General features: G+C 64.9%; 10 protein-coding genes. 5 read left to right on the plus strand and 5 right to left on the minus strand.

The genetic code is table 11. The features are described 5' to 3' along the window. The first annotated feature begins 26 nt into the window (after positions 1-26). The 3 genes from VGL22_RS10690 (at position 27) to VGL22_RS10700 (ending at position 3,804) form a co-directional block, all read left to right on the plus strand. Positions 27-1,265, plus strand: a complete 1,239-nt coding sequence (locus VGL22_RS10690; protein WP_465266905.1) for a DUF4350 domain-containing protein — start codon at positions 27-29, stop codon at positions 1,263-1,265. A gap of 119 nt (positions 1,266-1,384) precedes the next feature. Continuing rightward, positions 1,385-2,392, plus strand: a complete 1,008-nt coding sequence (locus tag VGL22_RS10695; protein ID WP_465266906.1) for an AAA family ATPase — start codon at positions 1,385-1,387, stop codon at positions 2,390-2,392. Continuing rightward, a complete protein-coding gene (locus tag VGL22_RS10700; protein WP_465266907.1) occupies positions 2,389-3,804 on the plus strand; it encodes a DUF58 domain-containing protein in 1,416 nt (471 codons plus the stop codon). Before VGL22_RS10695 ends, VGL22_RS10700 begins: the two co-directional genes overlap by 4 nt. 83 nt (positions 3,805-3,887) lie before the next feature. Here the strand turns inward: VGL22_RS10700 and argG are convergent, their stop codons facing one another. Both argG and obgE read right to left on the minus strand, forming a co-directional pair. Then, entirely contained in the window at positions 3,888-5,228 is a 1,341-nt protein-coding gene (gene argG, locus VGL22_RS10705; protein ID WP_465266908.1) for an argininosuccinate synthase, read from the minus strand. 87 nt (positions 5,229-5,315) lie between these two features. Beyond that, the gene (gene obgE / locus VGL22_RS10710) at positions 5,316-6,335 is read right to left on the minus strand and encodes a GTPase ObgE (RefSeq protein ID WP_465266909.1); all 1,020 of its coding nucleotides are present in this window, start codon (positions 6,333-6,335) and stop codon (positions 5,316-5,318) included. A gap of 324 nt (positions 6,336-6,659) precedes the next feature. Here obgE and VGL22_RS10715 point away from each other — a divergent pair, with 324 nt between their 5' ends. Beyond that, positions 6,660-6,908, plus strand: a complete 249-nt coding sequence (locus tag VGL22_RS10715; RefSeq protein WP_465266910.1) for a hypothetical protein — start codon at positions 6,660-6,662, stop codon at positions 6,906-6,908. A 211-nt stretch (positions 6,909-7,119) separates the two neighbouring features. Beyond that, a complete protein-coding gene (locus VGL22_RS10720; RefSeq protein WP_465266911.1) occupies positions 7,120-10,884 on the plus strand; it encodes an outer membrane beta-barrel protein in 3,765 nt (1,254 codons plus the stop codon). Here the strand turns inward: VGL22_RS10720 and VGL22_RS10725 are convergent. Genes VGL22_RS10725 through VGL22_RS10735 form a run of 3 tightly spaced genes read right to left on the minus strand, consistent with a single transcriptional unit; the run spans position 10,881 to position 15,670 of the window. After that, positions 10,881-13,568, minus strand: coding sequence for a ComEC/Rec2 family competence protein (locus VGL22_RS10725; protein WP_465266912.1), 2,688 nt, complete (start codon positions 13,566-13,568; stop codon positions 10,881-10,883). The genes VGL22_RS10720 and VGL22_RS10725 overlap by 4 nt on opposite strands. A gap of 36 nt (positions 13,569-13,604) precedes the next feature. Continuing rightward, positions 13,605-14,960, minus strand: coding sequence for a class I SAM-dependent RNA methyltransferase (locus VGL22_RS10730; RefSeq protein ID WP_465266913.1), 1,356 nt, complete (start codon positions 14,958-14,960; stop codon positions 13,605-13,607). Next, positions 14,957-15,670, minus strand: a complete 714-nt coding sequence (locus VGL22_RS10735; protein ID WP_465266914.1) for a hypothetical protein — start codon at positions 15,668-15,670, stop codon at positions 14,957-14,959. Before VGL22_RS10735 ends, VGL22_RS10730 begins: the two co-directional genes overlap by 4 nt. Between the last annotated feature and the right edge of the window lie 8 nt (positions 15,671-15,678).

Below are 15,678 nucleotides of genomic sequence, written 5' to 3' on the forward strand. Positions count from 1 at the left end.
AGCAAAAGGCATGTGAGAGGCGCGCAATGAAGGCCCCCTCCTGGTTCCTCCCCTCGCTCGACGCGAAAGACCGCAAGCTGCTGCTGTGGGCTGTGGGCGTGGCTATTGTGCTTGCGGTGGCGACGGGTCTGCTGCTGCCCAACTCCGATGAAAACGACAACGGCCCGCCGTCCACCTACCTGTCCGGCAAACATGGCGCGCTGGCCGCGTATGAGTTGCTGGAGCGCGCCGGCTATCCCGTTGAGCGGTGGGAGCGCCCGCTCAGCGAACTGGCGGCGGAGGCAGGACCGCAGACGGTGGTCATTTTTGCCCAGCCCTTTACGCGCGAGGCGGAAGACATGAAGGCGGTGCGCGACATCCTGGAGAAAGGCGGGCGCGTGCTGGCCACCGGTTTCTGGGGAGGATCGCTGCTGCCGGGACAGAATGCGGCACCGGGGAGCACGTTCTCCTTCACGGCGTGCAAGCTGCAGCCGCAGGGGCTCGATCCGCTGGCCGGCTCCGGCGAGGTGTGGATGATACCGGAGGCGACCTGGCAGGTGGGCAATCCGGGAGTACGGGTGCAATATGACTGCGCCGGGGCGCCGGCGGTGATCGAGTACGAATGGGGTGCGGGCCACGTGGTGTGGTGGGCCAGTTCCATGCCGCTGGAGAACGGTTCGCTCACGCGCGCGCAGAATCTCAATTTATTTCTGAACTCGATTGGGCCCAGCGCGGGCAAGCACTTTTACTGGGACGAATCGCTGCATGGGGAGATCCGCTCCACGTGGAGTTATGCCGGCGGCCTGCCGCTGCACATGCTTCAGATCGGGCTGGCGGTGCTGGCGGTTCTTGTCCTGTTCAGCTTCAGCCGGCGCAGCGGGCCAGTGCGCGAGTTGCCGCCTCCAGTCCGCGCCACTCCCATTGAGTTTCTTGAGGCGCTGGGGTCGCTGTATAAGAGCGCCGGCGCGGCGTCGACGGCTGTGTCGGTGGCATGGGAGCGATTCCGCCGGCATGCCTTGTGGCTATGCGGCAGGCACATGCAGCGCATGGATGCAGCAGAAGTGGCCGGGGTGGTGCGCAGGCGCTTTCCCCAAGCGGACGAGGCGCTGGAGGCGGACCTGCTTGCGTGCGAAGCAGCTATCGGCAACGAGGCCTTGCATCCCAAGGAGGCGCTGCGGCTGGTGCAGTTGCTGGCAGGGCACGCGGCGAAGCTGGATGCGATGACGAGGAGAGGCAGCGGAGTCAGCGGTATGGGGGGAGTTAGATTGGATGGGGCCTCCGGCTAGTTGGAGCGGCACGAAGGACGAGTGCACGGGAGCCAGTTGGATCGCCAGCAGGCGGACTGAAGAAGCACATCCCTCAGGGAATGACAGAAAGAAAAGCAGAGACAAACGAAAGGGACCGGATGGACGCGGGATCGATGGGAGCGCGAATTGATGGACCGCAGGATGAAGCACAGTCGCTGCAGGCAACGAGGCAGTTGATTGAGCATGCGCGCGCGGAACTGGGGCGGGTGATTGCAGGGCAGTCGGCTGTTATCGAAGAGGTGCTGATTGCGCTGTTGTGCCAGGGGCATGCGCTGCTGGAAGGCGTGCCGGGCATTGCCAAGACGCTTATCGTGAAGACGACGGGGCGGCTGCTGGGGCTGGGATTTCAGCGCGTGCAGGCCACGCCTGACCTGATGCCCGCGGATATTCTGGGCACGACCATCCTGAAGCCCGGTACCGATTCGTTCGTTTTCCACGGGGGACCGGTGTTCACGGATCTGCTGCTGGTGGATGAGATCAACCGCATGCCTCCGCGGACGCAGGCGGCGCTGCTGGAATGCATGGAGGAGCGCCAGGTCACGGCCGATGGCGTGCGCCATCCCCTGCCCGGCTGGTTCACGGTGTTCGCTACGCAAAACCCGGTGGACTTTGAGGGCACCTATCCGCTGCCGGAGGCGCAACTGGACCGCTTTCTGCTGAAGATTCGCGTGGCGTATCCCTCGGAGGCGGAAGAGTTGCAGATCCTCGAGCGGCATCATGCCAGCTCCGGCAATGGGATCCTGGAAGATGCGCAGATCGCGCCGATACCCGCGGGATTGCTGGCCGCGGCGCGTGCCGAGGTGCGGCGCATCCGGATCGAGCCGGAGCTCTATCGCTACATTCTGGCGATCACGCGGCGCACCCGTGAGTGGCCCACGCTGCTGCTGGGCGCCAGTCCGCGCGCGGCACTCAGCCTCATGTTCGTGGGGCAGGCCGCTGCGGCGTTCGACGGCCGCGACTACCTGGTGCCCGATGATGTGAAGCGAGCCGTGCAGCCGGTGCTCCGGCATCGCGTGATGCTTAAGCCAGAGGCGGAGCTTGAGGGCTTTGACGCGGACCGCGTGCTGACCGATGTGGTTGCGGCGGTGCCGGTTCCGCGGCAATGATCACGCCTTCTCTCCATCCCGAGCCGATCCGCGCCGCGTGCGAACGGCGGCGCAAGCTTGCGTTCAGCCTCACGCCGCGCGCGGTCACGCTGCTGGCGGCCGGATTTCTGCTGCTGATTCCCGGGTTCTACGTGGCCAAGCTGAGCTACGCAATGCTGGTGTGGGATGCATTGGTGCTGCTGGCAGTGGTCCTCGATAGCATGCGCCTGCCCGGTGCAAAGCTGCTCACGGCGGAACGTAGTTGGAGCAATGCGCCCGCGCTCGATTCCCAAACCGAGATTGAACTGGCGATCGACAATCACGGCGGCGTGATTGTGGATTGCCTGCTCACCGATGATCTGCCGGCGGCGCTTGCAACCGAACCCGTTCACCAGCGTGTACGAGCGTTTCCGCGCGTCGCGGCAAAGGTGCGTTACCGCGTTACTCCGCGCCAGCGCGGCGATTGCGAGACCGGCTGGCTTTACGTGCGTTACCGTTCTCCGCTGGGCCTGGGGGAACGGTGGGCGCGCGCACCGTTGACGCAGACGGTGCGGGTGTATCCGGCGCTGCGCACCAGCGAGGATCAGCAGATCTTTCTTGCACGGAGCCGGCAGATCGATCTGCAATTACGGCAGGCGCGCCAGCGGGGGCTGGGGCGCGATTTTGAAAGCCTGCGCGAGTACCGCGAGGGCGATGACCTGCGGGACGTGTGCTGGACGGCCACGGCGCGGCGCGGCAGTTTGATCACGCGACAGTATCAGACGGAGCGCAGCCAGGCCGTGTGGATTGTGCTGGACTGCGGCCGATTGATGCGCCACCTGCGCCACCTGGGGTGGGGCCACTCCTCTGAAGCTCAACGGGAGGTCGCACATACCAAGCTCGATTATGCGTGCTCAACCGCGGTGGCGCTGGCGCAGCTCGCGCTGTATTCGGGCGATCGCGTGGGGCTGCTGGTGTATGGGCAGGCCATTCAGCAGCGGTTGCTGCCTGGGCGCGGCGCCGCGCATCTGCGGCAGATCATCGAACTGCTGGCGCAGGCCCGCGTGGAGAGCAGCGAGGCCGATCATCTGCGTGCGACCGCTGTATTGAACCGGTTGCAGCCGCGGCGGTCGCTGGTTCTTTGGATCACCGATCTTGCGGAGACGGCCATGCGACCTGAGGTCATCGACGGCGCGACGCAACTGCTGCGCCGGCATGTGCTGCTGTTCGTCGCCATGGCGCAGCCTGAAGTGGAGCGCATCGCCGCGGCGCGGCCGAAGAGCATCGACACGATGTTCCGTGCCGCCGCAGCGCAGGAGATGACGGCGCGACGCGAACTGCTGCTGGCGCGCCTGCGCGAGCAGGGAGCCCTGACGCTCGATCTCGACCCGGAGAAGCTGACCTCAGCGGTGCTGAATCAGTACCTCACGGTGAAAGAGCGAGCGATGGTGTGAGGGCAGGGGATGAGTGGCTAGTGATGAATGGTTAGTGGTGAGTTGGTTCTTCTAACCGCCAGCCACTCGTCACTGCACTCTCCTTATTCCTCTTCGGCGCCGCTGTTCAGCTTCGGCATGCTCGCGCCGGTTCCGAGGGTCAGCAGGCCGCTCTGCGCGTAGGTCAGCAGCTTGTCGCGCGTGTCGGTGATGTCGAGGTTGCGCATGGTGAGCTGGCCGATGCGATCGCGCGGGGAGAAGACGCTCTCGGTCTTCTCCATGCTGAGGCGCTCGGGCTTGAAGGTCAGGTTGGGCGACTCGGTGTTGAGGATCGAGTAGTCGGTGCCGCGGCGCAGCTCCAGCGCCACTTGGCCGGTGATGGGCCGCGCCACCCAGCGCTGGGCGCTCTCACGCAGCATGATGGCCTGGGAGTCGAACCAGCGGCCTTGGTAGAGCAGGCGGCCGAGCTTGCGGCCGTTGTCGCGATACTGCTCGATGGTGTCTTCGTTGTGAATGCCGGTGAGGAGCCGCTCGTAGGCGATAAACAGCAGGGCCATGCCGGGCGCCTCGTAGATGCCGCGGCTCTTGGCTTCGATGATGCGATTTTCGATCTGATCGCTCATGCCCAGGCCGTGGCGGCCGCCGATGCGGTTGGCCTCGAGCATGAGCTCAACGGAGTTGGGGAACTCGCGGCCATTGAGCGCCACCGGGTGCCCTTCATGGAAGCGCACCGTAACCTCTTCCGCCTTTACCGGCACGTCGTCGCGCCAGAACGCCACGCCCATGATGGGGTCAACGATGCGGAAGTTGCTGGAGAGATGCTCAAGTTCCTTGGCTTCATGCGTGGCGCCCAGCAGGTTCGAGTCGGTGGAGTAGGCCTTTTCGGCGCTCATTTTGTAGGCGAAGCCCGACTTCTGCATGAACGCCGACATCTCGGCGCGTCCGCCCAGTTCGTCAATGAACGCCGCATCCAGCCAGGGCTTGTAGACGCGCAGTTCGGGGTTCACGAGAAGGCCGTAGCGGTAGAAACGCTCGATGTCGTTGCCCTTGAAGGTCGAGCCGTCGCCCCAGATGGAGACGTCATCTTCCTTCATCGCCGCCACCAGCATGGTTCCCGTAACTGCGCGGCCGATGGGTGTGGTGTTGAAGTAGGTCACGCCCGCGGTGGTGATGTGGAACGCACCACTTTGCAGCGCGGCCAGACCTTCGCGCACCAATTGCGCGCGGCAGTCGATGAGGCGTGCTTTCTCGGCGCCATACTCCAGCGCCTTGCGGGGAATCTCGTCGTAGTCCTTCTCGTCGGGCTGGCCCAGGTTGGCCGTGTAGGCGAAGGGGCGCGCGCCTTTCTGCTTCATCCAGTGCAGGGCGGCGCTGGTATCAAGGCCACCGGAGAAGGCAATGCCCACCTTCTCGCCCAGAGGGAGATGTTCCAGGATATTCGACATGAGTGCAGCCCTTTCGGGTAAAGAATCCGCCACGCCTTTCAAGAGGAGGCGACTCTTCAATTTTAAGGTTCGAGATACGCAGCGGTGTTAATCTGCCGCGACCGCCACCCGCAGCCGCTTCGCCAGCGCCCACTTCAGCTCGTCGATTCCCTGCCCGGTAACCGCGGAGATGGCGTGGAACTCCAGCTTGCGCCGCTTGGCATGGGTGGTCAGCTTCTTGAGCTTGTCAGGATTGGCAACATCAATCTTGGTGGCGACCACCATCATCGGCTTCTCTTCGAGGCCGTTGCCGAAGCTGGCGAGCTCGTTGTTGATGACCTTGAAGTCCTCCACTGGATCGGGACGGCCGGAAGCGTCGGACACATCGACGAGGTGCACGAGCACCCGCGTGCGCTCAATGTGTCGCAGGAACTGGACACCCAGGCCATGCCCTTCGTGCGCGCCTTCAATGAGCCCTGGCACGTCTGCCACCACGAACGACTCTTCATGCGGCGCCTCGCCCACCGTGACTACACCGAGGTTTGGCTCGAGCGTGGTGAAGGGATAATCGGCAATCTTCGGTTTGGCCGCGGAGATGCGCGAGATCAGCGTCGATTTTCCAGCATTGGGATACCCAACCAGCCCCACATCGGCCAGCAGCTTGAGCTCCAGGCGGAACATGCGCTCCTCGCCGGGCCTGCCCAGTTCGTGCTCGCGGGGGGCCTGGTGCGTGGAAGTGGCGAAGTGCTGATTGCCGCGTCCGCCGCGTCCGCCTTTGGCGACCACGACGCGCTCATCGGGATGCTGGAAGTCGTGCACGAGTTCGCCGCTCTCAGCGTCGTAAAGAGCCGTGCCCACGGGAACCTGCAGCACGATCTCGTGGCCGTCGGAGCCCGAACAATTGGACCCCATGCCGTGCTCGCCGCGCTGCGCCTTGTGCTCCGGGTTATAGCGGAAATGGATCAGCGTATTGTGCCGCTGCGACGACACCATCACCACGTCGCCTCCGCGGCCGCCGTCGCCGCCCGAGGGACCGCCGCGGGGAACAAACTTCTCGCGCCTGAAAGCCATGCAACCGTTGCCGCCGTCGCCGGCTTTCACGCGAATTCTTGCTTCGTCAATAAACATTCATTCCAACTGGCACCCGGCTGAATTGCGAGACTCGCAGGGATTCCCCAGCGTGGTCCGGGCCCAAAGTGCCGTCTAATCAGTTTACTGGATGCGCGACTTCAGCGCGCGGGTGCGGCCCGAACCGGCCGCGCTCTGGCACTATTCACGTAAAACCGCCAGCTATTTCAATGATTTCGCCAAGCATCCGCATCATACCTTGTAGTGGCGGTACGATCGGGCAACAAAGCGCGTTCCCTGCAGTAAGTTCCTGAGCCGCTTGTACCCGCCGCTCCCACTCGCCCGGCGCCGCTTCGGGCCGCGGCTCTCACGGATTGGACAATCATGTATATTCCGCTGGTTCGCGAGCATGTGCGCGTGCGCGGTAGCGTCTGCACATTTCTCGTAGTACAAGTCGATTACGTCAGGGAGGTCGCCGAGCTGGAGAGTGAGTGCGCCGAAAAAAAGCCCATGCACAAGGTGCCGTTCGAAGATATGTTCGCAACCTGGGAAGATCCGGAAGTCAAGCTTTCTGGCCCCGCCGAAGGGAAGCGAAGGGAAACCAGGCGCAGAGAATTTCGCACCACATTGTGACGGCGCTCACAGAGCGTGTCCCATTCTGGATTTTTTGCTGTCCGGTAGTTCCTGTCCGGGAATAAAATCATCCCAACTTCTCCTTGAGGTCACTACGGCGGCGAAAGCTGCGCCCAGTTGCGTGCGGGACCTGCCCAATATGGCGGCGCGCCGACGGTGACGCTCAGCCGCACACCTGACCTGCCGGACGGCGGGCGGGCGGAAGGGCGGCGTGGGCGATTCCGCGGAGAAGGCTCCGATTTTGGGCAAATTGCTGGCCATCGCGCTGGCTGCGCTGCTGGGCGGCGCCACCGCGATTGCACAGGCGCCCGCAACCGGCTCCCTCGAAGGCAGGCTGACCGACCTCTACGCGAAGCCCCTGAACGGCGCGACGGTTGTGCTGCGCAACCTGAGCACCGGCGCCGAATTTCAGGCTATCACCGGAAAGAACGGCGCCTACCACGTGAGCGGTCTGGTTCCGGGAGCTTATGAGCTGGAAGCGGCAACGGCGCACTCCGGCGTGGGCCATGTCTCCGGCATTCTCATCTCCACCGGACACGCCGCGCGGGTGCTGACCGCGGTTGCGCTCAGAGATCAGTCGGCGCTCGCTGCGGTGCCATCGCAGACCAGGTGGATTCCGGGCGGCTCGCCCGTCTCTCAGGCGCGCCTGGCGACCCGGGCCGCCGCTTCGGCGCCGGCCGTCCCGCCGGCCGCGGAGATTGCGTCGGTGACCCCGGCGGTGCGGCCCGTTTCTCCAGCGGTCCCGGCATTTGCGAAGCCTGAAGTTCATCCTCGCGCAGACGCCAGCCTGGTCGCGAACGGAAGCCCGACAGCAGCTATGGCTCTGCCTTCCGCCTCGATCGCGATGGCTGGCTCAAGAAGCGCGACGCAGGCGAGCCGGACCGGGCTGATCCTGTCCGCGACTGCGGCGGCCAGTCTCCGCGCCGCCCTCGCAATGCCGATCGATTTGCCCAGGAGCATCGAAGCCGTCGCCCTCGAGCCCGACGAGGCGGAAGCGGCTGCATCAAGCACCCTCTCTGAACAGGAACTGCAGGCTTTGCCGGTGAGCGGACGCGCATCCGACATGGCCATCGACTCTTTGCCCGCGGAACGCATCGAGTCCGCGGATAACGCTTCCGGTTTTCCCCGGCAAACCACCGCATCCTCCGCGGAACGGGGAGGCACGCGGCTGGCCTTCGGCACCAGCGGGGCCATTCGCAGAGAGACGGCGGCGCTCCTTGTTCCGACCGCAAACGAGTCCGCCCTCCGGACCATTCAAGTCATCGAAGAAAACGGCCATTCGGCCATCGGCAGCGCCCAAACCCGGAGTGGCGCCGATCAGGCCGGCCGTCTGCACGGGAGTGCGTTCTTCTTCGATCGGCAGGGGCTGCTGGCGGCACGCAATCCCTTTGCGACATGGGTGAAGGAGACCGCTCCCGCCACTTCCAAGACCGTGCCTGTCTTTTCAGCGCTTCCATGGTCGCCGGATGATCGGCGCACGCGCTGGGGCGCGGGCCTGGGCGGACCGCTGCGCCGCGACAAGCTCTTCTGGTTCGCGGCCATCGATTCAGAGCGGCGCGATCACGACGGCGTGGCCAGCGTGAAGCATCCTGATAGTTTTTTTGCGCAGCCCTCCGATGACGAGTTGCAGGTACTGAGCGCGCGCCTGGACCTGAGCGGGGCTGCCCCCGTTGAAGCCGGGCTTGCCACTTACTCCAGCATGCTCGAAACGCTGGCCGGGCTGCTGGGTCCCGCCTCGCGTACCTCCACTGAAAACTCCGCGTTTGCGCGGGTCGACTGGAAGGCGGCAGAGAAGCATCGGTTCACGCTGGAGGCCACGGGCGCGCAATGGGATTCTCCTGGCGGCGGGCTGACGCGTGTGCAGGAGAACTACGGGACCCATAGCTTTGGAGTAAGCCGCGGCAGTGAGGTGTGGCTGCTGGCGCGCTGGGATGCGATTGTCACTCCGAACCTGCTGGCAGTAACGCAGGCGTCCATGGGGCGTCACATCCTGGCACACGAACCCGACACGCCATCGCCGTTCGAGCAGAGCCTGAACATTAACGCATGGGGACAGTTGCCGCAGATGGTAGTGGATTCGCGCTACGGCTTTTCGATCGGCAATCCGGCACAGTTCGGCCAAGGCAGCTATCCTGACGAGCACTCCTATGCGGGACGCGAGGGCATCGACTGGAGGCACGGCTCGCTGCTGCTGCGCGCCGGCTTCGATCTGCGCCACGACACCGACGCAACCAGCTTCGTTCGCAATCACACCGGCACTTACCACTACTCAAGAATTGAAAACTTCGCCTCCGACGCGCTGGTCTTCGAGCAGTTCGGCCTGGACGACGCGCTCAATCCCACGCATCAGCACAATTGCGATCAGCGCGGCAAAGCCTGGCGCGACGGCACGGGGCAATTGCATGGCGTGGGCTACCTGCCCTGCTACTCGTATTACACCCAGACCGTCGGACCCGCCGAGTGGCACGTGGACACGACCGACATGGCGGGCTTCACTGCTCTCCAATGGAAGCCGGGCAAGACTCTGATCGTGTCCGCGGGTATCCGCTGGGACCGGCAGTTCGCTCCGTCCGATATTCCGCTGGTTGCGAATGCCGATCTCCCATTGGCCGGCCGAGTGCCGAGCCTGGGCAACGAGTGGGCGCCGCGCATCGGCATGGCCTGGGGTACGCATGAAAGCCGCTGGCCGGTGTTTCGGCTGGGGTACGGCATGTACTACGGGCCCACCTCGAACTCCATCCTTGAGACGGCGCTCACCCACACCGGCTCCCCGCACGGGGACCTTGATCTCTTCGCGCGCCCCACGGACAATCTGCCCGGCAAACCGGGCGTTGCCCCGCCGTTCCCCTACGTGCTGGCCGGGACCTCCGTGGCGGCCCGGAAGGCGGGAGCCACGGAGGTAGCGCACACCTACCGCAACGTCGAAGTCCAGCAGGCTGTCGCATCCCTCGAAGAAGAGTTGCCGGGGCGCGTGCAGATGAGCCTCAGCGGGGTTGCGACGCTTGGCCGCCGTCTGCCCGTCACCGTGGATACCAACTTCGATCCGACACTCAACCCGGGCGCCATCACATACGAGGTGGTGGACGCTTCGGGCAAAGGGCCTCTCAAGGCCTCGCAGATCACTGTTCCCTTCTTCGCGTCGTGGCCATCGGCAGGCACCTCCGGCGGGCGCCTCAATCCGAATTACGAGCAGATCACCGCGTTGCAGAGCCGCGCGAACTCCACCTACGAGGCAGGCGTGCTGCGGCTCTCGCGCTCGGGCCGCCGCGGGCTCAGCTTGAATCTGCATTACACCTACGGGCACACCACGGATTGGAATCCCGACGAAGGCGCGCTACAGACCCGCGCCAGCGTGCTTGATCCGCTCGACTTTCAGCAGGAGTACGGCACCAGCAACCTCGACCTCCGGCACTCCGCCTCGGCCGATGCCATCTGGCATTCGCCGTGGAAGCTGCACGGAACCGCCGCGCCGTTCGCCAACGGATGGATGCTGTCAGGCATCGGCCGCTATCACAGCGGACTTCCGTACACGATGCACACGGCTGGGTCGCTCGCGCAGGTTCTCGAGGAAGGTGGGGGCCTTGCCGTTGCTCTTGGCCCCGGCATGAACGGCTACGGGGGCGCCAACCGGGTCTACGGCGTGGGCCGCAACACTTATCGTTATCCCGCCACCTGGAAGATGGACATGCGCATCGCCAAGCGCTTCTCACTCGGCAATCAGCGCGAGCTTGAACTCCTTGCCCAGAGCTTCAATCTGTTCAATCATCAGAACGTGACGGAACTGGAGACGGTGGGCTACTATCTCGACTCCGGCAGTTCGGCCGCGTCCGTGCCCCGCTTGAGTTTTCTTACCGGCTTGAAATCAGGCCAGACGGAGTTCGGCCAACCGCTCAACGTGAACGCGACTGACTACTATCGCGAGCGCCAGTTTGACTTCGGCCTGCGCTTCCGCTTCAAGCATGCGCCTTTCGATTAGCGATCGACGTCGCATGTGACCTCATGCGTGACGGAGCGACCGTCCAGCCGGAAACATGCCGCCCCGTCCACGTCGGTCGCGAGGGTGTGCACATGCGCAGCCTGCAATTCTTCCAGCACCTCTTCGCGGGGATGTTGATACCGGTTGTGCAGGCCGCACGAAATTACCGCCCACTGCGGCGCCACACGCGCCAGAAACTCCGGCTTGCTGGACGACACGCTGCCGTGATGACCGACTTTCAGCAGCGTGCTCCGAAGCTCAGGCTCGGCAAGCATCCCCTCTTCGATGGGCGCCTCCGCATCGCCTTCCAGCAGAACCGACGTGCCGCCGTATGCAATATGCAGCACTAACGAATCGTTGTTCGACGGCTCCTTGCCCGGGATGTATCCGGGCAGCGGCGCCAGCACCCGGACCTGCGCTGAGCCCAACGTTAGCGCATTGCCGGAGCGCAGGGTGCGCGCGCGCGTGTGCAATGCAGCAGCTTCGGCCAGCAGCGCCTGATACGGTGCAGAGGGCGGATTGGTCCCCACCCACAACTCGTCGGGATGAAAATTGCGCAACACCGCGGGGAGGCCGCCCATGTGATCGGAATGCGCATGACTCAATGCCACCGCGTCAAGGTGGCGGATGCCGCGGGCCCACAGTGCGGTTGAGACCACCTGCTCGCCGATGTCAAAGTCCTGCGCAGCGTGCCGCGGTCCGCCGCCGAATCCGCCGCCATCGACCAGTAGCGTTCTGCCATCGGGGGTGATCACCAGCAGCGAATCGCCTTGTCCCACATCCAGCGCCTCCACCAGCATGGCGTCGGGGGGATGCTGCACACCGCGCGGCACGACAGCGGCAAGCGCTGCAAAACTCAGGGCCGCCCACACCGCGCGGCGCAGCCACTGCCGCTGCGAACGCGCGAGCACGATAGCCATGGCAAGCAGGGCGACATACGCCACCACCTGCAGCAAACCGGGCATGGGCAGGCGCAGATCGCCCCATGCTCTGGCGCCGAAGAACCGCACCAGCGCCACGCCCAAATGCAGCAACAGCGCCGTGATGGCGCCCGGCGCCGCGGCCGCCGCCGGCCACACCATCGACACCAGCAGCGTGACCAAGGCCGCGGGCAGCAGCACCAGCAGCAGCGGCAGAATCAGCAGGTTGACGGGCAACGCAAACAGCGTCACGCGATGGAAGTAGACGGCCATGGGCAGCGTCATGGCAAGCTCTACCACCAGCGTTACCACCAGCGCCTCTACGCATTGCAGTCCGAAGCGCAGGCACCACGGCAGCGCGGTCCATGCAATCCAGCGGGACGTGATCCCGCGCAGCCTCTGCGCCACCAGGCGCAGAACAACGCGGAACTCCGCCATGCGCGGCTCCAGCTTGACATCCATCGCAATCTGCCCCAGGTCGCGCATCGCGCTGATGTAGGGATGGATCGTGCCTGCCAGCAGCGGCACCGCGATTCCGGCGATGGTCACCACGGCGAGGAGGGTCATCTGAAAACTCGCGTCGAATAACGAGCGCGGGCTCACCACCAGCAGGCAAAGCACGGCAAAACCGATGGTGTTCAATGCGCTGCGCTCGCGATAGATCAGCCGACCTATCAGGTAAAGAGAAACCATCCACAGCGAGCGCTGCACTGGCGTTGCGAATCCGGTAAACAGCGCGTACGCAACCGATGCGGCGATGGTCAGCAGCGTCGCCGGCACGCGGGGGATGCGCAGTTTGCGCGCGCACCACGCCACGAACCCCGCCACGATGGCCAGATGCAGCCCGCTCACCACCAGCATGTGGAACGACCCGGTTCGCTCGAAGCCTGCGCGGAGGTCATGGCTCAGGAACGTGCGGTCGCCGGTCACCATGGTGGCCAGCATGACGGCGTCTTCGCTGGAGATGCGCAGCGGCGCGGGCAATGGGCGCATGGCAGCGGGCAATGCCAGCATCTGCGCCTCGGCCCTGTGCTGGGCCTGGCTGAAGAAGCAGGCCCAGGAGCGCTGCCGCGGATTGTTCAGGCGCTCGACGCGCTCTACCCTCAAGGCGCCCGTCGCCGTCACGTCCTGGTCCAGCAAATACCGCGTACGGTCCCATGCCCCGGGGTCGTGGTACATCTGCGGAGGAAACAGGCGCGCCGTGGCGCGGATGCGTTCTCCGCATCCGATGGCGATGGGCTGTTGTCCCTGCGACCACTTGATCGTGAGCCGGAGGGTGCCTTCGGCCGCTTCCAGGCGGTCGGCGTTGTCATCGACGACTTCGATGGATGCGAGCTTGAGGTCGACTCGCTGGGAGGGCAGATTTTCCGTCGGGCCGTCCACATTTTGCTCCAGATCGCCGCGCACCGGGCCAGCGGTCAAGACGGTTCCTTCAACGGCGCGGAGCAATCCATCGCTCAGAGAGAGCAGTTTCGCCGCAGGCGCAGGATGGGGCTCCATCTCCGCGCACCACGCGCCCAGCAGCATCCACAGCAACGCCATGGGCAGCCATGCCATGCGCTGCGTGCGCAGGCCCGCTGCCCCGCAAGCACAGGCAAGAACGACAAGGCTTATCAGCAAGGTGCCGGGGTTGATCCAGGCGCCGGCGGCTATCAGGATGCCCGCCGCGAACAGGCATGCGGCGTAGAACAGGGGAACGCCCGCCGCGCTCGTCCCGGCGGGCGTGGCGGAACTGCGGACGTTGCTGGAGGAGGCCCGTCCCATCACTCACTTTGAATGAAGGTGAACTATAGCAGGAAATCAGCTCCGGCGCAGTGCCGCAATCGTCTCGAGGTGAAAGGTCTGCGGAAACAAGTCTGTCATGGTCACCTGTTCCAGCGTGTACCCGGTGGCGGTGAGTGCGCGCAGATCGCGGGCCAGTGTGGCCGGGTCGCATGAGACATACGCAATGCGCGGCGCGCCGGTGGCGGCAAGCAGCCGATTGATCTCGTCTCCGAGACCCGTGCGCGGGGGATCGACGACGATGAAGTCAGGCCGCGATTGGTTCGCGTTCTGACGCAGGAAATCCAGCGTGGACGCCGCGATCGCCTCCTCGCCGCTCCCCGCCAGATTGGCTGACAGGGCGCGCGTCGAGGTCTCCGCGGATTCCACTGCCACAACCTTCTCGAAGCTATTCGCAAGTTGCCGCGCGAACAAGCCCACGCCTGCGAACAGGTCCCATGCCAGCGCGCCGCTCTGTTCAGCGACCACTCTCTGGACCATCGGATCGATGAGCCAGCGATTCACCTGGAAGAAGGCGCCATGATCGACGCGGTACCCCACTCCGGCCGCGCGGTACGAGATCGAAGGCTCGCCCCAGCGACCCAGGGTGCGGGGCGGATGCCCGGGCCTTCCACCTGAAGCAAGCTCGGCTCCGGCGAGTTGCGGGATGCGTTCATGCAGCGCCGCGGCAATCGAGTCGAGCCGAAGCTGCGCCGGCTCTTTCACGAAGAATGTGGCCAGCAGCGCCGACTCATCCGCGTTGCAGAACAACAGCACCTCGGTGGGGCGCAGATTGTGCGGCACACGCGAAAGGATCTCTCCCGCAGCCATGGCCGCACGCACCAGCAGCGGGGCGCTGATGGGGCATTCGCGAATCGCGATGAGGTCATGCGAGCGGCGGGCGCGATATCCCGGCTTGCCGTCCGGGTCGAAACTGACGCGGATGCGATTGCGATACTCCCATGGGTCCGCCGCGAGAATGCCGATCTCCTCCGGTGCAGCTAAGCCGGCCCTCTGCAGGGTCTCGCGCAAAATCTCCTTCTTCATCGCGAGCTGGTTCTCGTGACCGGTGTGCTGGTAGTTGCATCCGCCGCATGGGCCAAAGTGGGGGCAGCGGGGCTGGATGCGCTGCGGGGCCGCCGTGATGAGCTGCTCGACTTCAGCCTTGGCGTAGCCGCGCTTGTCTTTGTCTTCCGTGATGCGCACACGCGCCTGCTCGCCGGGAAGGGTGAGCGGGACGAATACGGCCTTGCCCTCCACGCGGGCCAGAAAGCTGCCGCCGTAGACGGGCTTTTCAAGCGTCACGGTTTGGCTGGATGCGGAGGAGACGTCGTTCCCGGGTCTCAAATGCGAGACCGGGGGCACCCGCTTGTTGTGTGGCGCGCGCGATTTCATTGCTGGCTCATATAGAACAGGCTGAGGCGTGGAAGGTTGTAGTGCGCGAGCAGCTGCTTTTGCACAAACTGTTGCTCGACCTGGCGCAACTGCACCGCGCCCATGCGGCTGCGATAGGGCGAAAGCTCGCGTGCCGCGTGCTCTTTGAGCGCTACCAGCAGCTCTTCCGGAGCGGCAGTCGTCAGGGCCGCAAACAGCTTCTCTTCGAGGACTGTGAGATTGCGCTCGAGTGATTCTGTGTTCAGCGTTTTTTTCGGATCGGCGGCGCGCACCTCGGCGGCCAGTTCACGCAACCGCGCCGCCGTGGCCGTACACACCTCCGCGGCGGCATCCGCCGCCTGCAGAGCTGCCGCCGCGGCCTCGAGATGCGCCGCCACACGTTCGTGCTCAAACCCGCTCTCTTCGGTGCCGGCGTAATTCGTCGTGGTCGACGCGCCGGCAGCGGCCTCCTTCATGTCTTCGGCGGTTTCCATTACCGCCTGCGCGCACCAAGCCAGCCCATTCACGCGCCGCTTGTGGCCGCGATGCTGCCGCGCCTCGTATTTATCGAACGCCGCGTCGATACCGCGCAGGGCAGCCTCGAGCGGCACGCCGGCGTCGCGCCACATTTCAATCAGCGCCCAGTCCAGCGTGGATAGCAGCAGCAACGAGCCGCGCCGCTGCTGAAAGCGCTCTTCGATTTCCGTGAAGTAGTTGAAGTAATTGTGCACGGTGCGCC

The organism is Occallatibacter sp. (assembly GCF_036502485.1).
GTDB lineage: Bacteria > Acidobacteriota > Terriglobia > Terriglobales > Acidobacteriaceae > Telmatobacter.

What these genes read in the sequence shown, in the direction of transcription:
- VGL22_RS10690 (WP_465266905.1), top strand. Translation starts at nt 27, where the DNA reads ATGAAGGCCCCCTCCTGGTTCCTCCCCTCGCTCGACGCGAAAGACCGC.
- VGL22_RS10695 (WP_465266906.1), top strand. Translation starts at nt 1,385, where the DNA reads ATGGACGCGGGATCGATGGGAGCGCGAATTGATGGACCGCAGGATGAA.
- VGL22_RS10700 (WP_465266907.1), top strand. Translation starts at nt 2,389, where the DNA reads ATGATCACGCCTTCTCTCCATCCCGAGCCGATCCGCGCCGCGTGCGAA.
- argG (WP_465266908.1), bottom strand. Translation starts at nt 5,228, where the DNA reads ATGTCGAATATCCTGGAACATCTCCCTCTGGGCGAGAAGGTGGGCATT.
- obgE (WP_465266909.1), bottom strand. Translation starts at nt 6,335, where the DNA reads ATGTTTATTGACGAAGCAAGAATTCGCGTGAAAGCCGGCGACGGCGGC.
- VGL22_RS10715 (WP_465266910.1), top strand. Translation starts at nt 6,660, where the DNA reads ATGTATATTCCGCTGGTTCGCGAGCATGTGCGCGTGCGCGGTAGCGTC.
- VGL22_RS10725 (WP_465266912.1), bottom strand. Translation starts at nt 13,568, where the DNA reads ATGGGACGGGCCTCCTCCAGCAACGTCCGCAGTTCCGCCACGCCCGCC.
- VGL22_RS10730 (WP_465266913.1), bottom strand. Translation starts at nt 14,960, where the DNA reads ATGAAATCGCGCGCGCCACACAACAAGCGGGTGCCCCCGGTCTCGCAT.